This window comes from Collimonas sp. OK242 (genome assembly GCF_900107095.1).
Taxonomy (GTDB): domain Bacteria; phylum Pseudomonadota; class Gammaproteobacteria; order Burkholderiales; family Burkholderiaceae_D; genus Collimonas.
The window spans coordinates 193,259-216,942 of the sequence record NZ_FNOR01000005.1; the positions used below are offsets into that span (position 1 = coordinate 193,259).

A 23,684-nucleotide genomic window follows, 5' to 3' on the forward strand; every position below is an offset into this window, starting at 1 on the left:
CGACCAGCGCCGACCCGGCCCGCGCGTCGCCTACCTTCAATTTGTTTCCTTTGCAGCCGGGTAGCAACTAAAATCCGAGCTGAATCGAGTCATTTTGCCATCGAATCTACGGAGAAGCCGCCCCATAAAAGAATTTAATGTGGCGGCGTCCCTGCTAGGATTCGATCTGCAAGAGACGTCCTTGACACCCACCCCTGACGATGGGTGTCATTATTAAAAAAACACTATTATTAAAGACAGACGAAAGGATACGCCATGTACGCACGGACCAAACTGATGATGGTTATGTTGGCTGCATTCCCAGCGCTCGCGATGGCGCAGGAGACACAAGAAGTAAAAATCGGCTTCAGCAGCCCGCTGACCGGTCCCCAGGCATCTGCCGGCCGCGATAACCAAGGCGGCCTGACGATGGCGATCGACAAGCTGAATAGCCAGGGCATGGTTATCGGCGGCAAGAAAATCAAGTTCGTCGCCCAGATGGAAGATGACCAGGCCGATCCGCGCGCCGGCGTCAGCGTAGCGCAAAAGCTGGTTGACATGGGCGTCAAGGCGGTGGTCGGCCCTTACAACTCGGGTGTCACGATTCCCGCTTCGCGCGTCTATAACGACGCCGGCATCGTGATGGGCACTGTCGCCTCCAATCCAAAAGTGACTTTGCAAGGCTTTCACTCGGTATTCCGGGTAGCGGCCAGCGATAGCCAGCTGGGTGGCAAGATGGCGCTGTATGCGGCCAAGGAACTGAAGGTCAAGACAGTGGCGATCATCGATGACCGCACTGCATACGGCCAGGGCCTGGCGGAAGAGTTTTCGAAAGTCGCCAAAGCCAACGGCATCAAGGTGCTCGGCAATGACTTCACCAATGACAAGGCGACCGATTTCACCGCTATCCTGACCAGCATCAAGGCGAAGAAACCGGACGCGATTTTCTACGGCGGCTATGCGCCACAGGGCGGTCCGATGACACGCCAGATGAAACAGCTGGGCGTGAGCGCCATGTTCCTGGGCGGTGACGGCATCTGCTCGCCGGAAATGGGTCGTCTGGGCGGCGATGCGATTACCGATCAAGTGTATTGCACACAGGGCGGCGCCATGCTGGACAAGCTCGCTTCAGGCAAAATTTTCGCAGCAGACTACCAGAAGCAATACAACCGTCCTGCAGAAACCTATGCGGCATCGTTCTACGACGGCATGATGCTGATCGCGCAGGCGATGAAGGCAGCCAATTCGGTGGAGCCTAAGCAATACGTATCGGCGCTGGAAAAAATTCACTACAAGGGTGTAGCCGGCTCTTATGAATTCGACGCCAACCACGATCTGAAGCAATCGCCGGTAACGGTTTATCGCTTCAAGGCCGGCGTGCCGGAAGCGCTGACCAGCTACTAACAGGTTCACGCGCGGGCATCAGTGCCCACGCTACCTGACTGGTTGAACGCAGGGCGGGCAAGATTTTTTTGCCCGCCCTGCACAATATTCGCAGTCCTCTTCAAACAAAATCCCCCATGCTAAGTTACACACGCACCATACACACGGTAGATGCGCACACCGGCGGTGAGCCGTTGCGCATCGTGATTTCCGGTTTGCCGCCGGTGCCGGGCAAGACGATTCTCGAACGCCGCAGCTGGCTCAAGGCACAGCGCGACGACGTTCGCCAGTTCCTGATGAACGAGCCGCGCGGCCATGCCGACATGTACGGTGCGTATCTGTTGCCGCCGGTGACGCCGGCCGCCGATTTCGGCGTGATCTTCATCCATAACGAAGGTTATAGCGACATGTGCGGCCACGGCATCATCGCACTCGGCAAGGTGCTGGTGGAACTCAATCATGTGGAACGTACGATACCGTTGACGCGCATCGGCTTCGACACCCCCGCCGGCTTCATCGAAGCCCAGGTCGAGTGGGATGGCAAGCGCGCCGGCGCCGTCACGTTCCGCAATGTGCCGGCATTTATCTATCAGCGCGATGTCGAGGTCGAGACGCCGAGCTTTGGCAAAGTCACCGGCGACATCGTTTTCGGCGGTGCTTTCTACTACTATATGAATGCCGATCAGGCCGGGCTCAAGATCAAGCCGGAGCAGGTGCGCAAGCTGATCCAGCTGGGCGCGGAAACCAAGCAGGCGGTCAAAGACCAAGTGAAAATCCAGCATCCGCTGGAGCCCGGCCTGGATACCTTGTACGGCACCATCATCGACGGCGCGCCGAATGATACGCAGGCGGATCAAGCCAATGTCTGCATCTTTGCCGACCGTGAAGTAGACCGTTCGCCGACCGGCACCGGCACCTCGGGCCGCGCCGCGCAATTGTTCCTGCGGCAGAAACTGGCCTTGAATCAGACATTGGTGAATGAAAGCATAGTCGGCAGTTGTTTCCAGGTTCGGGTGACAGGCGCCACCAAGGTCGGCGCGTTCGATGCGGCGCATACCGAAGTGACCGGCAACGCCCACATCATGGGTTTCAATCAGTGGGTGCTGGAAGACAGCGATCCGTTCCCGCAAGGGTTTTTCTTGCGCTGATTCATTTTTTTCATCAAAACAATATGCACATTCTCGACGCCGAAAGCACTGCCGCCGCTCTGCCATATTCCGAACTGGTGCCTGCGCTGGTAACGGTTGCGCAGCAACTGCGTGAAGGCAAGATCAACGCGCCCGAACGCATGGTGGTGGAAATCGACAAGGCTAGCGTGCTGTTATGCATGCCGGCTATCGCTGCCGATATCGGCATGACCAAGCTGATTACCGTGCATGCCAATAACGCGCAGTATCAGCTGCCGGCGATTCAGGGTGAAGTGGTGGTGTTCGATACCGCCAGCGGCCGCCGCCTGGCGTTGTTGCACGGTCCTACCGTTACTGCGCGCCGGACTGCCGCGGTAAGTTTGCTCGGCATTGAAGCCTTGCTGCCATTCAAGCCGAAATCCGCGCTGTTGATCGGCACCGGAGTGCAAGCCATCGCGCATGCCGACGGCCTGGTCGAATATTTTGGCGTCAATGAATTTTGGATCGCCGCCCGCGATATGCAAAAGACCCAGGCATTTTGCGATGCCTTGCTGCTGCGCCATCCGCACATTGCAATCAAGGCGGTGGCCGCTGCTACGCTGGCCACCGATTTGCCGCACACAGACGTTCTGATAGCCTTGACCACGTCGCGCAGCGCCGTGATTCCTGTCCATATCGCCGCGACCACATTAGCGATAGGCGTCGGCGCTTTCAAACCGGATATGGTGGAGTTCCCGGCTGAACTTCTGCACAGCCGCACCGTGGTGGTCGACTGCCTGGCCGGCGCCAAGCATGAAGCCGGCGATTTGCTGCAAGCGCAAGTCGACTGGAGCAAAGTGCGTGAATTGCCCGAGGTGCTGGCCCATGGTTTTGCCCGGCAAGCGCTGCTGCCGGTATATAAAACCGTCGGCCAGGCAGCCTGGGACCTGGCCGCGGCGCGCGTCGCGATCGCATCGCTTGCGCAAGCATGATCGTCGATGAATATCGCGGGCGAATATGATTCGTAACGCAGCAGAAGCCGATTGCATGAGCCTGACCGCGCTGTCGATCCAGGTCTGGCTGCATACCTATGCCACCGAAGGCGTCAGCGATGACCTGGCGCGCGAGGTACTGTCGACCTTTACCCCGGAGTATTTCCGCAAGATCATCGCCGATCCCGGTTACCGGCTGTTTGTGAAAGCGGATGGTGAAAATCTGCTTGGGTATATCCTGCTCGATCTGGATTCCCGCTGCAGGGAAGAAAACTTCGACGGAGTCGAAGTCGACACGCTATACGTGCAAGAGCATTTTCATGGGCGCGGCATCGGCCGCGCGCTGCTGGGGCACGCGATCGATAGCGTCGGCGCCAGGCTCTGGCTGACGGCCTGGGTCGGCAATGCACGGGCACTGGCCTTCTACCGCGCCTATGGTTTCATCGACATCGGTACCGCCTGGCACGTATTCGAAGACCAGAAATATGAGAACCGGATACTTGCCTATCAAAAAGCAAGAGTCACAACCTGAATCCGCTGCGGTTCTGACGGAACCGCTTTCTCAGCCTGAACAAATCTCCTCAAGCGCCTGACCAAGGCAACCCGGCCTTGCACCAGCCGTTGACGTTCTTGCGGTGGCCATCGTGGTCCTTATCGCCTTCGAAGCCTTCCAGGATATTGAAGCAATTGCTGTAACCGTGTTCGGTGGCCAGCTTGGCCGCGTGTTGCGAGCGCACGCCGGAGCGGCACAGGAACAATAACGGTGTTCCTTTTTCCGCAACCTGGGCCAGTTGCGCCAGGAAATCGGGATTCTGCACACCGCCTGGATAGTGCGACCATTGCACCGCGGCGTGCTGCGCCTCGCGAATCGCTACCCGTCCGACCCAGTCGCGCTCAGCATTGGTGCGGACATCCACCAGGATCGTGGCGCCGTCGGCCTCCAATAAAGAGAAGGCCTCGCTTGGCGTGACGGCGCCGGCATAGGGGAGACGATCATTTTGACCGCGTTGTTTGGCGGTGGCCAGGATTTCATTACTGTTTGGCATGGTATTTCTCCTGGAAGTTTGGTTTCCGTAATGTTGCTTTATTTAAATCTTAAACGCACCAAATCGGTGCTAATTCATGGTTTACTCAATTGTTTGCACAAACATGGTGCCCTCATTTTTCATCGCACCCGATTGGTGATCCGATATTGCTGCAATGCTAAGGCTAGCAGTGTGAAAAGCTCAGTAAAGCCTTCTAAATAAGCTAATTACCGAATCAAATAAGCACTATTTCGCAAACGGATGGTGGCATGGATTCTGCTATCATCCTGCACTGAGTTCTGGTCGTACTGAAGTGCTGTCCGGTCTGAGGATGCTCACTACCTGTCCATGATGTTACTGCGACGCTGAGATCCGCGTGCAACAGATCCTGAGCAGGTCACACAATTTAAAATGCAGTACTTTCATATTTTAGGAGATTCACATGGCAATGACGGCCGCAGAAGTCTTGAAAATGGCAAAAGACAACGAAGTCAAATTCGTTGATTTTCGCTTCGCTGACACCAAAGGCAAGGAGCAGCATGTAACTGTTCCGGTCTCTCATTTCGATATCGATAAATTTGAGTCGGGTCATGCATTTGACGGTTCTTCTATTGCTGGTTGGAAGGGTATTGAAGCTTCCGACATGTTGTTGATGCCGGACCCGAACACCGCGAACATCGACCCGTTCATGGAAGAAACCACATTGTTCATGCAATGCGACGTGATCGAGCCGTCCGACGGCAAGGGCTACGACCGCGACCCGCGTTCGATCGCCAAGCGCGCTGAAGCCTATCTGAAATCTTCCGGCCTGGGCGATACCGCTTACTTCGGTCCGGAACCAGAATTCTTTATTTTCGACGACGTCCGTTGGGGCGCCGACATGTCAGGCTGCTTCGTCAAGATCGGTTCCGAAGAAGCTTCCTGGAGCACTGGCGCCAAGCTCGAAGGCGGCAACACCGGCCATCGTCCAACCGTCAAGGGCGGCTATTTCCCAGTGCCGCCAGTCGACAGCTTCCAAGACATGCGTTCGGAAATGTGCCTGATCCTGGAATCGCTGGGCATCCCGGTTGAAGTGCATCACCACGAAGTGGCTGGCGCTGGCCAAAATGAAATCGGCACCAAGTTCTCGACTCTGGTTGAACGCGCCGACTGGACCCAGAACCTGAAATACGTCGTCTGGAATGTTGCCCACACCTACGGCAAGACCGCCACTTTCATGCCTAAGCCTATCGTTGGCGACAACGGTTCCGGCATGCACGTGCATCAATCGGTCTGGAAAGACGGCAAGAACCTGTTCGCTGGCGACGGCTATGCCGGCCTGTCCGAATTCGCGCTGTTCTACATCGGCGGCATCATCAAGCACGCCAAGGCACTGAACGCGATCACCAACCCAGGCACCAACTCGTACAAGCGCCTGGTCCCAGGTTACGAAGCGCCGGTCAAGCTGGCTTACTCGGCACGTAACCGTTCGGCTTCGATCCGTATCCCGCATGTGGCGAATCCAAAGGGTCGTCGTATCGAAACCCGTTTCCCGGATCCTCTGGCAAATCCTTACCTGTGCTTTGCAGCGTTGCTGATGGCCGGTCTGGACGGCGTGCAGAACAAGATCCATCCGGGCGAAGCGGCATCGAAAGATCTGTACCATCTGCCGCCAGAAGAAGACAAGCTGATCCCTACCGTTTGCGCTTCGCTGGAAGAAGCGCTGGAAGCGCTGGACAAGGATCGCGAGTTCCTGACCCGTGGCGGCGTATTCAGCGACAGCATGATCGATGCTTACCTGGACTTGAAAATGCAAGAAGTTCAACGCTACCGCATGACGACGCACCCGATCGAATTCGATATGTACTATTCGGTATAAGTCATAAGTTAATTCGTGAGTTTTGAAGGCCAGCCCTGCCTTGCGCAAGGCAGGCCGGCAAGATAAAAAGGACAGGAGATTCTTCCTGTCCTTTTGTTTTTTTTGCATGCTTGTTTTTCTTGTCAACGTGTCGTAATTTATATTGTGCAGGATGGTTTGTCATTGGAAGTTTCTTGACATAAACTAGCGTCTCGATTGACGATTGAATTGCGAAGAAAGTCTATGAAGCAGCCTATGAAGCGTCCAATGTTGCATTTTTCCCGGGGATTCCTGTTGTTGGCAGCGGTCAGCATGTTCGGCGCCGTGTTCAGCAGTACTGTGCGCGCCCAAAGCGAAGTCTTTCTGTGCGTTGACCAGAACGGCGTCAAGGAATACAAGAATACCGGCGATACCAAAGGCTGCAAACGCGTCAGTTTGCCGCCGTTGATCGTGACTTCGTCCAGCAAGCCGAGCGGGGGCGGAGGCGCGGCTTCCAGCAAGCCCGCAGCATCAACGCCGTCCGATTTCCCAAAGGTGGATAACGGCACGCAAAAGGCGCGCGACAACGATCGCCGCCAGATCCTGCAGGATGAGATGAAGAATGAGCAGGAGCGCCTGGCCAATCTCAAGAAAGACTACAACGATGGCACGCCGGATCGACAAGGCAACGAACGCAATTACGCCAAGTACCAGGAACGGGTGGCATCCATGAAAGAAGATATTGCCCGCAGCGAGAAAAATATCGATGCCCTCAACCGGGAATTGTCGAATCTCAAGTAATACCGCGCATGGTATCAACCTTGCTTAATCCATAAGGCCGCTATTGCGGCCTTTATTTTTGCCCATCCGGTTTAAGATAGAGTCAGGCCGGACGCACCATAATGTGGCGATCTTGCATATTACCCACCGACATTGCTTACAAAGCTTCTTATGCTCGGAAAATGCACCATTTCAATCGCGACGACAGTTTCAATGACGCCGTGGCGTCGTGGATTGTTTTGCTTGCCGGCTTATGCTGGCGGCGCCGCTGTCTGCCTGGACCAGGCTTTTTAATAAGGATGCCAGGATGTCAATAAAAACCACCGAACGGAACGCACTTGCCAGCCTTGATCTGCTGGCGTCTGCGGTACTGGTGCTGGATCAGCACGGGCGCCTGGTGTTTGCCAATGCCGCTGCGGAAAATCTGCTGGAAAGCTCCTGCCGCTTGCTGGTGCAGCAGACCCTGTCAGACCTGTTCCTGAATCCGGAGCAGCTGATTGCGATTTACCAGCAAGCGCTGCAACATCAATTCGACGACTCGCGCCAGGACCTGATCCTGGAACGCATGGGGCGCGAACCATTGTGGGTCGACACCATCGTCACCGCCCTCGATAGCCCCGACATGCCGGTGTTGATCGAGTTGCGTGAAAATGTGCAGCAGCTCAAGCTGGAGCGCGAGGAACGCCTGATCGACCAGAGCCAGGTTAACAAAGAGCTGATCCGCAATCTGGCGCACGAAATCAAGAATCCTCTGGGCGGCATTCGCGGCGCCGCCCAGTTGCTGGAGCTGGAGCTGCCGGAGCGTCACCTCAAGGAATTGCGCGAGTACACGCAAGTCATCATCAAGGAAGCCGATCGCCTGCAGACCCTGGTGGACCGCCTGCTGGCGCCGCACCGGCTGGCGCAGATCGTCGGCGACGTCAATATCCATGAGGTGTGCGAGCGGGTACGCAGCCTGATCGTGGCTGAATTCCCGAGCGGCCTGAGCATCAAGCGTGATTACGACCTGTCGATTCCGCAGTTCCGTGGCGACAAGGAGCAACTGATACAGGCGATTTTGAACATTGCCCACAACGCAGCGCAAGCACTGAGCGAGCGTATCAAAGCGGGCGATGCCGAGCTGATATTCCAGAGCCGGATAGTGCGGCAAGTGACCTTGGCCAAGGTGCGTTACCGGCTGGCACTAGACTTGCATATCATCGACAATGGACCTGGCATCCCGGTCGAGATTGCCGAACGCATTTTTTATCCGCTGGTATCGGGACGCGACGGCGGCAGCGGTTTGGGTTTGACGCTGGCGCAAACCTTCGTGCAACAGCACATGGGTGTCATCGAATGCGAAAGCCGGCCGGGATATACAGATTTCAGAATTCTGATACCGCTACCTTGATGCTTGCCTGCAAGCTTGGCAAGTTGGCTTAACAAGTTGACTTGATACGTTGAGATAGCGGCTTCATCGCGATGACAAACAGTTTAAAGGACTGCGTTCTTGACGCAGCAGAAACCACATGAAACCAATCTGGATTGTTGACGACGACGAATCGATTCGGTGGGTGCTTGAAAAAGCGCTGGCCCGCGAAAACCTGAGCACCAAGAGTTTCTCCAATGCGCGCGATGCAATCGAAGCGCTGCAATCGAGCACGCCGCAGGTGCTGGTTTCCGATATCCGCATGCCGGGCGCATCCGGCCTGGAGTTGCTGCAGACTGTCAAAGCCAAGTTTCCCGGCGTGCCGGTCATCATCATCACCGCTTTTTCCGATCTTGATTCCGCTGTTGCCGCATTTCAGGGCGGCGCCTTCGAATACCTGGCCAAGCCGTTCGATGTCGACAAGGCAGTCGAACTGATCCGGCGCGCGCTGGAAGAAAGCTTGCGCGAAGCCAATGTCGAGCAGGCGTCTGCCGAAACCCCGGAAATCCTGGGGCAGGCGCCGGCGATGCAAGACGTATTTCGCGCCATCGGCCGCTTGTCGCAATCGAATGTGACTGTGCTGATCACCGGAGAATCGGGTACCGGTAAAGAGCTGGTGGCGCGCGCCCTGCACAAGCATAGCCCGCGCGCGGCGCAGCCGTTCATCGCCCTCAACACCGCGGCGATTCCGAAGGATTTGCTGGAGTCGGAACTGTTCGGCCATGAGCGCGGCGCATTTACCGGCGCCCAGGCGTCGCGCCGCGGCCGCTTTGAGCAAGCCGAAGGCGGCACCTTGTTCCTGGATGAAATCGGCGACATGCCGTTTGATTTGCAGACGCGTCTGCTGCGTGTGTTATCTGACGGCCATTTCTACCGGGTCGGCGGACATCAGTCGTTGAAAGCCAATGTCCGCGTGATCGCCGCGACCCACCAGAACCTGGAGACCCGGGTGCGGGAAGGCCTGTTCCGGGAAGACCTGTATCACCGTTTGAATGTGATCAGGCTGCGCCTGCCGAGCTTGCGCGAACGGCGCGAGGACATCCCGATCCTGACGCGCTACTTCCTTAGCCAGAGCGCCAAGCAGCTCGGTGTCGAAAGCAAGCGGGTATCCGATAACGCCATGCGTTTCATGAGCGGTCTGGACTTGCCGGGCAACGTCCGCCAGCTGGAAAACCTGTGCAACTGGATTACCGTGATGGCGCCGGGCCAGACCGTCGAAATCAAGGATTTGCCGCAAGATCTGGTCGGCGGCCGCGACCAAAGCCTGCAGTTGGAAAGCCCGGCCAACCGGCCGGTAGCGTTCGACCCGCATCTTGCAGCGCCAGCCGCCGCCACGCATTATCCAGAAGTATCGGCGCCTCCTGGGCAAGTCGCCGTCAGCGGCGAGATGCAAAACGAAAAGCAGAGCTGGATCGCTTTGCTCGAGATTGAAGCTGCGCAAATGCTCAGCAATGGCGACGCCGACGTGATGGATGTGCTGGGCCGGCAATTTGAATCGGCCTTGATCAAAATGGCGTTGCGTCATACCCACGGGCGCAAGAACGATGCTGCGGTACGTCTCGGCATCGGACGCAATACCATCACGCGCAAGATTCAGGAATTAGGCATAGCCGGCGCCAAGGACGACTGAGGCCGGAGCAGGCAAAGCAAGGCCGCGCTCAGCGGTCTTGCTGTTTCCGTAATTTACGCCGCAGATGGCGCGGTTGATTATAAGCTCCATCCCCAGCTTCATCAGATTGCGCAGTTCGCGCACATAATCACACATAAACGACCAACAGACGGACAATAAGATTATTCGTCAGTCGGTGAATTATGTCGGCCAAGAAGATTTAAAATTTGTCTCGATTGGCAAATGTAAATAGCGTCTGTATGCAAAATGGCAATGCCGGCGTTTGTGCGAGCCAAGGGATTCCCTCGTCGTGATCAACAACGGGGGCTATGCTTACTTATAGCCTCAGGGCCGGGACAACATGATTGTTTTTAACGTAATGAATTCTTACCGTATTGCTTCCGCTTTAACTCTTGCCGCCTTGCTGGCCGCTTGCGGCTCCAGCGTGCCGCTGGCTGACACCAAGCCGGCAGCGACCGCGCCGAATCTTTTGAAGCTTGAGCCGGCGCCGGCAGCGAGTTTGGTTGCCGGTAATTTTTATTGCGAATTGGGTAACCGGGTCGATCTCGCCAGCGCCGCCAGCGGCGAAGTCAAATTGACCTGGAAAGGGCGCGGCTATCCGATGACTAGGGTCGGCACCACCACCGGCGCGGTACGGCTGGAAGATAAAGCAAGCGGCCTGGTGTGGATCCAGATCCCAGCCAAGTCGATGCTGCTCAATTCCAAGCAGGGGCTGCAGCTGGCGAACGAATGCAAGCTGCGCTGATCCCTTGATTTTGCGGAGCTGGGGTTTGTGATAAGAGTGTTGCCGGCATCATTGTCAGCATTACTTATTGGAGTGCTTAGATTGGCGTAACAGATGCATTTCTGGCTTCAATTCTCATCTGACAAGGAACACAATGTCCGCCCACATCTCCAACGTCCGTCCAAAATACGACAAGGTGCTGGTCGATATCGTCGATTACGTGACCGGGTACAAGATCACGTCCAAGGTCGCTTATGACACCGCACGCAACTGTCTGATCGATACCTTGGGATGCGGCCTGGAAGCGTTGGAGTACCCGGCCTGTAAAAAACTGATGGGGCCGATTGTTCCTGGCACTTTGGTGCCTGGCGGCGCCAAAGTGCCAGGCACGCAATTCCAGCTCGACCCGATCCAGGCTGCGTTCAATATCGGCGCCATGATTCGCTGGCTGGATTTCAACGATACCTGGCTGGCAGCGGAATGGGGCCATCCGTCCGACAACCTGGGCGCCATCCTGGCGACCGCCGACTGGCTCTCGCGCAACGCCATCGCCGCCGGCAAGAAGCCGTTGAAGATGAAAGACGTGCTGACCGCCATGATCAAGGCGCACGAAATCCAGGGCTGCATCGCGCTCGAAAATTCCTTCAACAAGGTCGGCCTGGATCATGTCGTGCTGGTCAAGGTAGCGTCGACCGCGGTGGTGGCGGAGATGATGGGCCTGACACGCGAAGAAATCCTCAACGCGGTGTCGCTGGCATGGGTCGACGGCCAGTCGCTGCGCACCTATCGCCATGCGCCGAATACCGGTTCGCGCAAATCCTGGGCTGCCGGCGACGCTACTTCGCGCGCGGTGCGCCTGGCCTTGATCGCCAAGACCGGTGAAATGGGGTATCCGTCGGTGCTGACTGCCAAGACCTGGGGTTTTTACGATGTGCTGTTCAAAGGCCAGCCGTTCAAGTTCCAGCGCAAGTACGCATCGTATGTCATGGAAAATGTGCTGTTCAAGATTTCCTTCCCGGCCGAGTTTCACGCGCAGACCGCAGTCGAAGCCGCCATGACTTTGCATGCGGAGTTGGCCAAGGCTGGCAAGCCGGTGGATGACATCAAGAGAATCACGATCCGCACGCACGAAGCCTGCATCCGCATCATCGACAAGAAGGGGCCGTTGAACAATCCGGCCGACCGCGATCACTGCATCCAGTACATGGTCGCGGTGCCGCTGATTTTCGGCCGCCTGACTGCTGGCGACTATGAAGACAAGGTGGCGTCAGACCAACGTATCGACGCCTTGCGCGGCAAGATCGTTTGCGTCGAAGACAAGGCATTCACCAAGGATTACCACGATCCGAAGAAGCGTTCGATTGCCAATGCATTGACGCTTGAATTCAAGGATGGCAAGAAGCTCAAGGAAATCGTGGTCGAATATCCGATCGGCCATGCACGCCGCCGCAAGGATGGCATCCCGCTGCTGGAAGCCAAGTTCAAGATCAACCTGGCGCGCCAGTTGTCACTCAAGCAGCAGCAGAAAATCCTGGAGGTTTCGTTTGACCAGAAAAAACTGGAGGACATGGCAGTCAACGAGTATGTCGATCTGTATGTGATATAACAATTACGCCGCGCTTGTCGATGTAGATGTCGATAGGCGTAGAGGGGCACATGTGCCCGCGCGTAACCTTATAAAAATACGTGGGGAAAAAATTACCCGCCCGACGGTTCTTTTCAAGAAGCGAGGAGACAGCATGAGTTTCGCCACCTTTTACCAACGCTCGATCACCGATCCATCCGCATTCTGGACCGAGCAAGCCAGGCGGATCGACTGGCACCATCCGTTCTCGCAGGTACTCGACGATAGCCGGCCACCGTTCGCCAAATGGTTTGTCGATGGCACCACCAACTTGTGCCACAACGCGGTTGACCGCTGGGTGGCAACGCGTGGCGACCAGGCTGCCCTGATCGCGATTTCGACCGAGACCAATACTGAAAAAACCTATTCATTCCGCGAGCTGCAGGCGGAAGTCAATCGCACTGCCGCCATCATGCAAGCGCTAGGCGTGGGCCGCGGCGATCGTGTCTTGATCTACATGCCGATGATTGCCGAGGCGACGTTTGCCATGCTGGCTTGCGCCCGCATCGGCGCCATCCATTCAGTGGTGTTCGGCGGCTTTGCCTCGAACAGCCTGGCGAGCCGGATCGATGATGCAACGCCGAAATTGATCGTCTCCGCCGACGCCGGTTCGCGCGGCGGCAAAGTGATTGCTTACAAGGGTTTGCTGGACGATGCGATCAAGCTGGCGCAACACAAGCCGGCGCACGTGCTGCTGGTTGATCGCGGCCTGGCGCCGATGGCAGCGGTGGCGGGGCGGGATGTCGATTATGCCGAGCAGCGCCAACGCCATATGGACGCCAAGGTGCCGCTAGCCTGGCTGGAATCGAACGAGGCTTCCTATATCCTGTACACCTCCGGCACCACCGGCAAGCCCAAGGGCGTGCAGCGCGATGTCGGCGGTTACGCGGTGGCGCTGGCCACTTCCATGGACGCCATCTTTTGCAGCAAGCCGGGCGGCACATTTTTCTGTACCTCCGATATCGGCTGGGTGGTCGGCCATTCCTACATCGTGTATGGGCCTTTGATCGCGGGCATGGCGACGATACTGTATGAAGGTCTGCCGATCCGCCCTGACGGCGGCATCTGGTGGAGCATCGTCGAGAAGTACAAGGTAACGCGGATGTTCTCGGCGCCGACCGCGATCCGGGTACTGAAAAAGCAGCCTCCGGAGCTGATGCGGAAATACGATCTGTCGTCGCTGCAGGCGCTATACCTGGCCGGCGAGCCGCTGGACGAAACTACTTCCAGCTGGATTTCAACGGCGCTTGGCGTACCCGTCGTCGACAACTACTGGCAAACCGAATCTGGCTGGCCGATCATGACGATTGCCAAGAACATCGAAGACAAACCTTGCAAGCTGGGCAGCCCCGGTGTGCCGATGTATGGCTACAAAGTGCAGTTGCTGAACGAGACGACCGGCGAGTTGTGCGGCGCCAATGAAAAAGGTGTGGTGGTCATCGAATGGCCCTTGCCGCCGGGTTGCATGCAAACCATTTATGGCGACGACCAGCGTTGCATCGCTACCTATTGGGCCACGCATTTGCCCGACTCCCAACGCCCGGTCTATTCGACTTTCGACTGGGGCATCCGCGATGACGACGGTTACTACTTCATTCTCGGACGCACCGACGACGTCATCAATGTCGCCGGCCATCGGCTTGGCACGCGCGAAATAGAAGAAAGTATTTCCAGCCATCCGAATGTGTCGGAAGTGGCCGTGGTCGGCGTCGAAGACAAGCTGAAAGGGCAGGTGGCCGTGGCCTTCGTGATTCCCAAGGTGGCCGACAATACGGCACAAGGGCGGGCCGCGCTGGAAGCGGAAATCATGCGCGTGGTCGACAAGCAGATCGGCAGCCTCGGCCGGCCGGCGCGGGTGTATGTGGTTGGCCTGCTGCCGAAAACCCGTTCCGGCAAACTGCTGCGCCGTTCCATACAGGCGATCTGCGAGGGACGCGATCCGGGAGATTTGACGACCATTGAAGATCCGTCTTCCTTGCAGCAGATCAAGCAAGCCTTGCTCGCTTGACATTGTCTATTTGATGGCTGCCGTCAGGTACGGGCGAATGCACGGTATGATTGTGTATTCGCCCAAGTAACCTGATAAATTGCCATGACCCACATCATTCGCCCGGCAACCATCGCCGATGCAGCCGCCATTTGCGACATCTACAATCCTTATATCCTCGATACCGTCATCAGTTTTGAAACCGAACCGGTGACGCCCGAGCAAATGGGGCACCGCATCCTCGATATAACATCCCAATTCCCTTGGCTGGTGTGCGTCGAAGACGGGAAAATTCTCGGCTACGCCTACGCCACCAAATGGCGCGCGCGTGCGGCTTATCAACATGCAGTCGAGAGTTCGGTATATTTGTCGACCGCAGCGGGCGGCAAGGGATTCGGTAGTGCGCTGTATCGCGCCTTGATCGCGGAACTTGAGAAGTTGCCGGTGCATGTGGTGATCGGCGGCATCGCCTTGCCAAATGCTGCCAGCGTCGCGTTGCACGAAAAGATGGGCTATGAAAAAGTGGCGCACTTCGCGCAGGTAGGTAAAAAATTCGAGCGCTGGATCGATGTCGGCTATTGGCAACGGGTGTTGTGATGGCTCAGTCGTCGCCGTTGCCCGTTGTCGATGGCGTTGCACCAAGCTATCTGTGGCTGCCGGTCGGCGATTGGCCGAATTTGCTGGAATTCCTGGCACAGCGTTTCCCCGCCGTTGATAGCGCTACCTGGGTAGCGCGCATGGCGCGCGGCGAGGTGGTCGACGGCAATGGCTTGCGTTTGATGCCGGATACTCCTTACCGGCGCGGCATGTGCATTTTCTACTATCGCGAACCGCCGGCCGAGACGCCGATTCCGTTTGAAGAAACCATCTTGTATCAGGATGAGCGGATACTGGTGGCAGACAAGCCGCATTTCCTGCCGGTGATCCCGAGCGGACGCTTTCTGCACGAGACTTTGCTGGTACGCCTTAAGAAGAAGACCGGCCTGGCCGATTTGACGCCGATCCACCGGCTGGATAGGGAAACTGCCGGAGTGGTGATTTTTTCCCACGACATCGGCAGCCGCGGCGCGTACCAGTCGCTGTTCCAGCAACGTCTGGTCGACAAGACATATGAGGCGTTGGCGCCGACCGCAGCGGATCTGGCGTTGCCCCTGGTGTATCGCAGCCGCATGGTGGAAAGCACGCCGTTTTTCCGTATGCAGGAAGCGGCAGGCGAACCGAATTCGGAGACGCGCATCGAGCTGATCGAGCAGCGCGAGACATGCAGCTGGTACCGCCTGCGCCCGCTGACCGGCAAGAAACATCAGCTGCGCGTACATATGGCGGCATTGGGGATACCGATTATCAACGATACCTTTTATCCCGTTGTACATCCCTGCAAAGGCGACGATCTGTCGGCGCCCTTGCAGTTGCTGGCGCGGGAAATTGCTTTCGTTGATCCGCTGGATGGGCGGCCGCGCCACTTCGCAAGCCAGCGCACACTTTAGGTGGAATTTAGGTGAAGTGAAGAGCTGAAGAGTGTTGGTACAGATGATGATAAAGATCAGGAGAACGCAATGAGATCAACCCGAGCTACAGCGGCGGTAGAACGTCTCAATGCCCGTAGCACCGATGTGCGGTATTCGATGGTGAGAACCGCGGAGGAATTATTTTACCTGACGCAGAACGCCGGTTTTGCGGCGCCGATCCGCTTGAGCGAGGCGTTGGAGCTGGATGCTTTCGTCCGCTTCGTCAATGCTTATGGCCCGCAAAAGCCGAAGCGCGTCAGCAAGCTGGACGTTGCGTTTGAAAAGCAGTTGCAAAAGAAAGAGTAGCGCGCAATGGACGGTCGCCGGCCCGATAGTGCAAACGTGCATGCCATCCTGGTGCATGGCATGGGGCGCACGCCGGTATCGATGCTGCTGCTTGCCAAACGCCTGCGCGCGGCAGGAATCACCACCCATCTGTTCGCTTATTCGGCCGCATTTGAACGCTGGCTACCCTGCGTCGAACGGCTGCGTACATTCATCACAAGCCGCGTCGGCGAGCAGCGCTTCATCATCATCGGCCATTCGCTGGGCTGCGTGCTGACCCGCGCCGTCTTGCCGCACCTGGCGCGGGCGCCGGAGCTTGGCGTGTTCCTGGCGCCGCCGACCATGGCCTCCAGCTACGCGATCAAACTGGCGCAGTGGCGTTTGTTCCGGTTGCTGACCGGCGAAATGGGACAGTTGCTGGCGCGCCAGGATTTCATGGATAGCTTGCCGATTCCGGATATTCCGTTGCGCGTGTACGCCGGCGTCAAAGGTCCGCGCAGTCGCTGGATGCCGTTCGGCGATGAGCCGAACGACGGCATCCTGTCGGTAAAAGAAGTACAACTGGGAAACGTGCCGGTTCAACTGCTGCCGACTATCCATACCATCATCATGAATTCACGTCAGGTGGCCAGCGATATCGTGGCCACCGTGAAGTCACGGGCGTAGTCATAAGCGCTTAGCGGCTCAACACCGGACTTGCAGGTATCAGGTCGCCGCCGGCGTGATGGCCTTTGATACGCAGCACCATGACCGCAGCCACGATGCAAGCCGTTCCCATCAGCATCGACGACAGGGTATAGCTGCCCAGGCTGTTACGCAGCGAGCCGGCCAGCATGGTGGCGCTGGCGGCGCCCAATTGATGACCGGCGACGATCCAGCCAAACACGATAGGCGCGGCCAAGCGGCCGAATACATCGTTAGCCAAACGCACGGTGGGCGGGACCGTAGCGATCCAGTCCAATCCATAAAACAGCGCAAATACCGGCAACCCGAAATAGCTGAGGCCGAATGCGTGCGGCAGGAAAATCAAGGCCACGCCGCGCAAACCGTAATACCAGAACAGCAGCACGCGCGGGCTGTAACGGTCCGATAGCCAGCCGGACATGGTAGTGCCGACCAGATCCAGCATGCCCATAGCGGCCAGGATGCTGGCGCCGCCGACAGCTGTAATGCCGTAGTCGCCGCACATGGCGATGAAATGCGAACCGATGTAGCCGTTGGTGCTCATGCCGCAGATGAAGAAGCTGAAGAACAGCAGCCAGAAATCGCGGATTTTTACCGCCTTGCCCAAAGCCTGGAACGCGATCGTCAATGGATTTTTAGATTTGCTGGCGGCATCTGGCGGCAGTTCTTCAAACTGGCCGTAGCGTTTCATGCCGATATCTTGCGGACGTTCCGGCAAGAAGATCGCCACCAGCGGGATCGCCAATGCCGCCACGCTGGCTACCAGGATGGCGACCGAACGCCAGCCGTAATGCTCGACCATGTAGGCCATCAATGGCAGGAACACCATCTGGCCAGTGGCGGAGCTGGCTGTCAGCAAGCCCATCGCCAGGCCGCGGCGGGTTTCGAACCAGCGGCTGACGATAGTCGCAGCCAGCGTATTGGCGGCGACGCCGCTGCCGGCTCCCACCAGAATGCCCCAGGCCAGCACCATGTGCCACGGCATGCTCATGAAGGTACTGATGAAAGTGCCGGTCGCCAGCAACACCAGCGCTCCCAGCACAATCGGGCGGATGCCGTAGCGTTGCATGGCGGCCGCCGAAAATGGTCCAATCAAGCCGTACAGTGCGATATTGACGGAGATGACGAAGGAGATGGTGGTGACGCTCCAGCCGAATTCATGTTCCAGCGGCAGGATCATCACCGATGGCGTGGCGCGGATGCCGGCTGCGGCCAGCAACACCAGGAAAGTGATGCCGACGATGATCCACACGTAGCTGAAACGTGTGCGCGACATGATGGCTTGTATGGTCTGGTTCATAAAATGGCGTTTTCGTTTTGTTCAAACTTTGCGTTTGCGTCATCGACCAGGTCCATCAGGGCTTGATGTGTCTGGTCGCCCAATATTGTATTGATTACATCTTGTGCCTTGCGCCAGTTAGGCATGGATTGCTGCCACTTGCGCTGTCCATCGGTACTCAAGCTGACGCCGAATGAACGCTTGTCTGTCAGCATTTCCAGCGGCAGGTCGACCGTCTCTATCCAGCCTGCGCGAATCAAAGGCTTGAGGGTGCGGCTCATCGTGCTGCGGTCCATGCCCATGTTGTTTGCCAGCGGAATCACGCCGACAGGGCCGTATTTACCGATCCGGGCCAGCAAGGAATACTGGCTGATGGTGAGCTCGTCGGCGGCAAGATAGTGATCGTAGATGTTGGTCATCTTGCGGGTCAGCTGCCGCAGCGTCGAGCAGCTGCATTGACTTTTCATCATGTATCGTTCTCTTCACGTATATAGATTAATGCATATACATCCATGCATATGCATACTATAAATGAAGTTCAAACTATGTCAACCGGCTTGTTGTAATTTGATCTCGGGACAGGGCGGGTGTGTTTATAGTTTGAAAAGACACAAGCATGGCGATGACTCGCCGCTTCTTAACAAGGTGCTGACCAGTCCACCTGGCGTCACTTTACGAATCAGATTGTTGCCGCTGTCGGCAACATAGAGATTGTTTGCGGTATCGGCAGCAATTCCCATGGGCAGGTTGAAATTTGCGTTGCTGCCGTTACCGTCGGCGTGGCCCGTGGTTCCGGCAGCGCCGGCCAGGGTGCTGACCACACCGGTCTGGGATACATTGCGAATCAGCTGATTGTCGGTATCGCTGACGCGGATATTGCCGGCACTGTCGATGGCAATGCCATCCGGTTGATTGAATCGGGCGCGCCGGCCGCCGCCGTCATCGCTGCCGGCGGCGCCTGCCGTGCCTGCCAGGGTAGTGACGTCGCCGCTCAGATTAAGCTTGCGAATTGTATTGTTGTTGGTATCGGCGATGTACAGATTCAGATTCGGATTCAAAATCGCCGCGCGGTCGATCGTTATGCCGCGTGGAAAATTGAATTGCGCACGCGCTCCGTTGCCATCGGCGCTTCCTGGATTTCCAGCGGTGCCCGCCAGCGTCGTCACCACGCCCTCAGGTGTGATCATGCGCACTGTATCGTTACCGGTATCAGTCACATACAGATTACCGGCAGGGTCGCGCACCAGCCCCCAAGGCTGATTGAAGCGCGCATTTCCTGCGATGCCGTCAGCCTGGCCGGCTTGTCCGGCGCTACCCGCCAAGGTGCTTACCACGCCGGCGGCGGTCACCTTGCGGATGGTGTGATTCTGGGTATCGGCCAGATACAGGTTGCCGGCCAAGTCGATAGCGATACCGCCCGGCTGATTAAAGCGCGCTTTCTGCCCGCTGCCATCCGCGCTGCCCGCATTGCCGGCGCTGCCGGCAAGAGTGCTGACGACACCGGCGGCAGTGATTTTGCGGACGGTATTGTTGGCCGTGTCGGTGACGAACAGATTGCCGCCGGCATCAACGGCGATAGCGCTGGGTTGGCTAAAGCGGGCGTTATTGCCGCTGCCGTCACTGCTGCCCGCTTCGGTAACCGGCGTGGTTTCATTGCAGCTCGTCGCCTGCTCTTGCCGACAGCAAGCCGCCAGCATCAAGCCCAGCAGGCATAAGGAGAGTCTGGCGGACAATTGGTTGACGCCCATTTAACCTCTGATAAGTCGGCGATGATAGATCGATATGAGAATATTACTGGATTCTCAGGGTTTCTTGGAGGCAAAGTTTGGATGGCCGAGCCAGTGATGAAAAAAGCCTCAAGCGTTGCAGCAAAAAGGCAAGAGGCGTGAATCACAACGGCTTGCCAGCTCCGGTATGCCGTTTTCGGCTGGGTAATACAGGTTTTCGCAGCGGAGACTCCGTTGGAATTTTAAGATGAATTGGAAATGATAATATTCCTTATGAGGGACGGAACTCGATCGCCACAGTGAGCAGAGACGATCCTGATGATTTTAAGGAGGAAGATTAAAATTTAGTTAGCGCATCGCATGATTTGATCTAACTCACAGTGGACGAACCCCTGCGGCTGGACCAGGACTGGGGAAGACTGTTAAAAGCGCGGCAGAATTTTCACTTAGATCAAAAATTGTTGCGCATGACGGTGGAGCTTGAGGGACATTCAATTCAGGTATCCATGAAGTCTTGCGTTGTGTGTAAGCTCTTCATAATCAAGATAATGCAACGACTAAAGCTATTTGCCCTCATTTGTATTTTTTCCCTCTCGCTGGTTGCGGGCGCAATCGTTGTTGCGGGACTCAACGATAAGATTGCCGATGCTGATTTGATAGTCGTTCCTGGAAATACCGTTGCTGCGGATGGAACGCCAAGTCCGAGATTGCAAGCGCGGCTCGATGTGGCGCTACAACTATTTCACGAGCGCCGGGCAGGGCTAATCTTTGTGAGCGGGGGTACCGGGAAGGAAGGATTCGACGAAGCGGTTTCCATGTCAAACTACCTCACAAAAAATGGCGTGCCGGTAACAGCTATTGTCAAAGATAGTTTGGGAATAGATACGTCCGCTACCGCGAAAAACGCAGCAAACTTCATGCTTGCCAACGGCCTAAAATCAGCATTGGTTGCGACTCAATACTTTCATATTCTACGCACAAAACTTGCGCTTGAACGCAACGGAATCAAAGTGACAGGCGCGGCACATGGGCGGTACTTTGAAATACGGGATATCTATTCCATTTTCAGAGAAGCAATCGCCTATATTGCATACTATGCGAAGTCGTGAATAAAAATCCGCAGATTCCCGTTGGCTAATTACACGAAGACCTGCCTCAATCTGGCCCCAAGGCCATCTTGATGTAGTCGCCTGCTGAAAGTCACGATGCACTGGTAACACATGCCCCAGCCAGGTAGCGGGTGCGGTAACATCCGCACTTGTAAAGCCGGGTAAGCCGTACCGGGTATTAAATGGGTAGCTAGATGCGGAATATGCACTACTTTCCCTCTCTGACCTGCATAAAATAAGGATTTAGAATAATGCAAAAGATTGCGACATGGAACGTCAACTCCCTCAAGGTGCGCCTGCCGCAAGTGCTGCAATGGCTGGCCGATAATCCGGTGGACGTATTGGCCTTGCAGGAAACCAAGCTGACCGACGACAAATTCCCCGCGGCGGAAATCGAGGCGGCCGGTTACCACGTGGCGTTCAGCGGCCAGAAGACCTATAACGGGGTGGCCATCCTGTCACGCCATCCGATCACCGACGTCGTCAAGAACAACCCGCTCTATGACGACCTGCAGCAACGGATTATCGCCGCAACCATCGACGGCATGCGGATTGTCTGCGCCTATATTCCCAACGGCCAGGCGCCCGATACGGAGAAGTATCAATACAAGCTGAAGTGGCTGGACGCCTTGCATGACTGGCTGCAGGACGAGTGCAGGCAACATCCGAAGCTGGCCTTGATGGGCGACTACAATATCGCGCCGGAAGACCGCGATGTCCATGATCCCGCTGCATGGGTCGGGCAGAACCTGGTGTCGCCGCCTGAGCGCGCCGCATTTGTCCGCTTGCAGGGACTCGGGCTGACCGATGCATTCCGCATGTTTGAACAGCCGGAGAAATTGTTCAGCTGGTGGGATTACCGGCAGATGGGATTCCGTCTGAACCGCGGCATGCGGATCGATCATATCCTGCTGTCGTCGCCATTGGCCGCTCAGTGCAGCGCTTGCGTGATCGACAAAGTGCCGCGCAAATGGGAGCAGCCGTCGGATCATGCGCCGGTAATAGCGACGCTAGAGTAAACGCCGCCCCGCATGAAAAAGGGCTGTTGGCGCATAAACGCCAACAGCCCTTTTTTTTTGCTACCTGCTGATTACTTGGCTGCAGCAGCGCGGTTCATCAGGAAAGTAGTCAGCAAAGCCACCGGCCGTCCGGTTGCACCCTTGGCTGCGCCGCTCTTCCATGCCGTACCGGCGATGTCCAGATGGGCCCAGGTGTATTTCTTGGTGTAACGCTCCAGGAAACAGGCTGCGGTAATGCTGCCGCCGGCAGGGCCGCCGATATTTGCCATGTCGGCAAAATTCGACTTCAGCTGCTCTTGGTAGCTATCTTCGATAGGCATGCGCCATGCGGTATCGCCTGTTGCCTTGCCGGCGCTGAGCAATTCGTTCGCCAGCGCATCATGCGCGCTGTCGTGACGGGTGAACAGTCCGGAGTTATGGTGGCCGAGCGAAGTCACGCAAGCACCGGTCAGTGTCGCGATATCGACCACGACAGCCGGCTTGAAGCGCTCCACGTAGGTCAGCGCATCACACAGCACCAGGCGGCCTTCGGCATCGGTGTTCAAGACTTCGATGGTCTGGCCCGACATGGAAGTGACGATGTCGCCGGGTTTGGTGGCGCTGCCGGATGGCATGTTCTCGGTGGCAGGGATGACGCCGATCACGTTCAGCTTCAGCTTCAGCTCGGCGATGGCGCGGATTGTGCCCAGCACCGAACCGGCGCCGCACATATCGTATTTCATCTCATCCATGCCGGAGCCGCCCTTGAGCGAGATGCCGCCGGTGTCAAAGGTGATGCCCTTGCCGACCAGGACCGTCGGCGCATCCTTGGCTTTGCCGCCCAGATGCTTGATGATGATGAATTTCGGCGCTTCGCCGCCGCCGCGCGCGACCGACAGGAAACTGCCCATCTTCAAGGCTTCCAGCTGCTTGCGGTCGAGTACTTCGACCGTCAGCTTGAATTCCTTGGCCAGCTTCTTGGCGGTGTTGGCCAGATAGGTCGGGGTGCAGACGTTGCCGGGCAGGTTGCCCAGTTCCTTGGTCAGGTCGATGCCGTTGGCCAGCGCCAGGCCTTGCGCCACAGCTTCCTTGGCGACCGCGGCTTGGGTGGTAGCGACCAGGAAGGCGACCTTCTTGACGCCGGATAGTGTTGTCTCTTTCTTACTTTTCAGGGTGTCCGAGCGGTAGCTGTTCTCGCGCAGCACCAGGATGCTGTTACGGATGGCCCACGCCAGGTCGCGTTCCGGGGTTTGCTTCGCCAGGGCGTCGAACGGCAATGCCAGCAAGGCATCGTTGCCGCCCAGAGTCGACAGAGCACGTGCTACGCACAAGGCTGCCATCGACATGACCTTGTCGCTCAGCTCGCCGTCCGTACCGAGACCGATCAACAGGACGCGCTCAGCGGCGACGCCTGCGACTTTGCGCAGCAACAGGGTGGAGCCTGGTTTACCGGAAATATCCCCGGACTTCAGTGCAGCAGTGATTTCACCAGATTTGTCAAGAGCATGCGCTTGTGGCGAAAGTTTCTTGTTTTCATAGATCCCGACTGCGATACAGCCAGCTTTCAGAGAGGCAATTGAGGTTTTTGCGTCATTGGTTTTTATGCTAAAGTCCATCACTTACTCCTTTTTTGATCCGCA

Annotated in this window: 23 protein-coding genes; 17 read left to right on the forward strand and 6 right to left on the reverse strand. The window is 57.0% G+C overall.

The features are described 5' to 3' along the window. The first annotated feature begins 255 nt into the window (after positions 1-255). The 4 genes from BLV81_RS06905 to BLV81_RS06920 all read left to right on the forward strand — a co-directional run bounded on the left by BLV81_RS06905 (position 256) and on the right by BLV81_RS06920 (position 3,992). On the forward strand, positions 256-1,383 hold the full coding sequence (locus BLV81_RS06905; protein ID WP_092353747.1) for a branched-chain amino acid ABC transporter substrate-binding protein: 1,128 nt from the start codon (positions 256-258) through the stop codon (positions 1,381-1,383). Positions 1,384-1,499: 116 nt separating this feature from the next. Beyond that, complete coding sequence (gene lhpH / locus BLV81_RS06910; protein WP_092353749.1) at positions 1,500-2,510, forward strand: trans-3-hydroxy-L-proline dehydratase; 1,011 nt, start codon at positions 1,500-1,502, stop codon at positions 2,508-2,510. A gap of 23 nt (positions 2,511-2,533) precedes the next feature. Then, entirely contained in the window at positions 2,534-3,460 is a 927-nt protein-coding gene (locus BLV81_RS06915; protein ID WP_092353751.1) for a delta(1)-pyrroline-2-carboxylate reductase family protein, read from the forward strand. A gap of 25 nt (positions 3,461-3,485) precedes the next feature. Further along, on the forward strand, positions 3,486-3,992 hold the full coding sequence (locus BLV81_RS06920) for a GNAT family N-acetyltransferase (RefSeq protein ID WP_092353753.1): 507 nt from the start codon (positions 3,486-3,488) through the stop codon (positions 3,990-3,992). A 49-nt stretch (positions 3,993-4,041) separates the two neighbouring features. Here the strand turns inward: BLV81_RS06920 and BLV81_RS06925 are convergent, their stop codons facing one another. Beyond that, entirely contained in the window at positions 4,042-4,506 is a 465-nt protein-coding gene (locus tag BLV81_RS06925; RefSeq protein ID WP_092353754.1) for a rhodanese-like domain-containing protein, read from the reverse strand. 421 nt (positions 4,507-4,927) lie between these two features. Here BLV81_RS06925 and glnA point away from each other — a divergent pair, with 421 nt between their 5' ends. After that, positions 4,928-6,343, forward strand: coding sequence for a type I glutamate--ammonia ligase (gene glnA, locus BLV81_RS06930; RefSeq protein ID WP_092353756.1), 1,416 nt, complete (start codon positions 4,928-4,930; stop codon positions 6,341-6,343). A gap of 1 nt (position 6,344) precedes the next feature. Here glnA and BLV81_RS23920 read toward each other — a convergent pair whose 3' ends face one another. After that, complete coding sequence (locus BLV81_RS23920; RefSeq protein WP_176992780.1) at positions 6,345-6,506, reverse strand: hypothetical protein; 162 nt, start codon at positions 6,504-6,506, stop codon at positions 6,345-6,347. A gap of 71 nt (positions 6,507-6,577) precedes the next feature. Between BLV81_RS23920 and BLV81_RS06935 the strand changes: the two genes are divergently transcribed. The 10 genes from BLV81_RS06935 (at position 6,578) to BLV81_RS06980 (ending at position 16,913) form a co-directional block, all read left to right on the forward strand. Continuing rightward, a complete protein-coding gene (locus tag BLV81_RS06935; RefSeq protein ID WP_255365014.1) occupies positions 6,578-7,102 on the forward strand; it encodes a DUF4124 domain-containing protein in 525 nt (174 codons plus the stop codon). A 286-nt stretch (positions 7,103-7,388) separates the two neighbouring features. Next, complete coding sequence (gene glnL / locus BLV81_RS06940) at positions 7,389-8,471, forward strand: nitrogen regulation protein NR(II) (RefSeq protein ID WP_176992781.1); 1,083 nt, start codon at positions 7,389-7,391, stop codon at positions 8,469-8,471. A gap of 118 nt (positions 8,472-8,589) precedes the next feature. Next, positions 8,590-10,119 carry a nitrogen regulation protein NR(I) gene (ntrC, locus tag BLV81_RS06945; protein WP_092353758.1) on the forward strand — a complete coding sequence of 510 codons (1,530 nt, stop codon included), beginning with the start codon at positions 8,590-8,592 and terminating at the stop codon, positions 10,117-10,119. A gap of 340 nt (positions 10,120-10,459) precedes the next feature. Next, on the forward strand, positions 10,460-10,864 hold the full coding sequence (locus BLV81_RS06950) for a hypothetical protein (RefSeq protein ID WP_092353760.1): 405 nt from the start codon (positions 10,460-10,462) through the stop codon (positions 10,862-10,864). Positions 10,865-10,997: 133 nt separating this feature from the next. Beyond that, positions 10,998-12,449 carry a bifunctional 2-methylcitrate dehydratase/aconitate hydratase gene (locus tag BLV81_RS06955; protein WP_092353762.1) on the forward strand — a complete coding sequence of 484 codons (1,452 nt, stop codon included), beginning with the start codon at positions 10,998-11,000 and terminating at the stop codon, positions 12,447-12,449. A gap of 133 nt (positions 12,450-12,582) precedes the next feature. Further along, entirely contained in the window at positions 12,583-14,475 is a 1,893-nt protein-coding gene (locus BLV81_RS06960) for a propionate--CoA ligase (RefSeq protein ID WP_092353764.1), read from the forward strand. Positions 14,476-14,559: 84 nt separating this feature from the next. Beyond that, positions 14,560-15,051, forward strand: coding sequence for an arsinothricin resistance N-acetyltransferase ArsN1 family B (locus tag BLV81_RS06965; protein ID WP_176992782.1), 492 nt, complete (start codon positions 14,560-14,562; stop codon positions 15,049-15,051). Further along, a complete protein-coding gene (locus BLV81_RS06970) occupies positions 15,051-15,941 on the forward strand; it encodes an RluA family pseudouridine synthase (RefSeq protein WP_092353766.1) in 891 nt (296 codons plus the stop codon). Before BLV81_RS06965 ends, BLV81_RS06970 begins: the two co-directional genes overlap by 1 nt. Before the next feature lie 69 nt (positions 15,942-16,010). Continuing rightward, positions 16,011-16,268: a hypothetical protein gene (locus BLV81_RS06975; protein WP_092353768.1), complete on the forward strand. Its 258-nt coding sequence runs from the start codon at positions 16,011-16,013 to the stop codon at positions 16,266-16,268. Positions 16,269-16,274: 6 nt separating this feature from the next. Next, complete coding sequence (locus BLV81_RS06980) at positions 16,275-16,913, forward strand: esterase/lipase family protein (protein WP_092353770.1); 639 nt, start codon at positions 16,275-16,277, stop codon at positions 16,911-16,913. Between the two features lie 10 nt (positions 16,914-16,923). Here BLV81_RS06980 and BLV81_RS06985 read toward each other — a convergent pair whose 3' ends face one another. The 3 genes from BLV81_RS06985 to BLV81_RS06995 form a co-directional block, all read right to left on the reverse strand. Further along, a complete protein-coding gene (locus tag BLV81_RS06985; RefSeq protein ID WP_092353772.1) occupies positions 16,924-18,231 on the reverse strand; it encodes an MFS transporter in 1,308 nt (435 codons plus the stop codon). Next, positions 18,228-18,680, reverse strand: coding sequence for a MarR family winged helix-turn-helix transcriptional regulator (locus BLV81_RS06990; protein WP_176992783.1), 453 nt, complete (start codon positions 18,678-18,680; stop codon positions 18,228-18,230). Before BLV81_RS06990 ends, BLV81_RS06985 begins: the two co-directional genes overlap by 4 nt. Before the next feature lie 123 nt (positions 18,681-18,803). Continuing rightward, positions 18,804-19,958 carry an NHL repeat-containing protein gene (locus tag BLV81_RS06995; RefSeq protein WP_092353774.1) on the reverse strand — a complete coding sequence of 385 codons (1,155 nt, stop codon included), beginning with the start codon at positions 19,956-19,958 and terminating at the stop codon, positions 18,804-18,806. A 359-nt stretch (positions 19,959-20,317) separates the two neighbouring features. Between BLV81_RS06995 and BLV81_RS07000 the strand changes: the two genes are divergently transcribed. Together BLV81_RS07000 and xth are read left to right on the forward strand one after the other, a co-directional pair. Continuing rightward, positions 20,318-21,046 carry a YdcF family protein gene (locus BLV81_RS07000; RefSeq protein WP_255365016.1) on the forward strand — a complete coding sequence of 243 codons (729 nt, stop codon included), beginning with the start codon at positions 20,318-20,320 and terminating at the stop codon, positions 21,044-21,046. Between the two features lie 251 nt (positions 21,047-21,297). Then, positions 21,298-22,065 carry an exodeoxyribonuclease III gene (xth, locus tag BLV81_RS07005; protein WP_092353776.1) on the forward strand — a complete coding sequence of 256 codons (768 nt, stop codon included), beginning with the start codon at positions 21,298-21,300 and terminating at the stop codon, positions 22,063-22,065. Between the two features lie 71 nt (positions 22,066-22,136). Here xth and BLV81_RS07010 read toward each other — a convergent pair whose 3' ends face one another. Then, entirely contained in the window at positions 22,137-23,660 is a 1,524-nt protein-coding gene (locus tag BLV81_RS07010) for a leucyl aminopeptidase (protein WP_092353778.1), read from the reverse strand. Between the last annotated feature and the right edge of the window lie 24 nt (positions 23,661-23,684).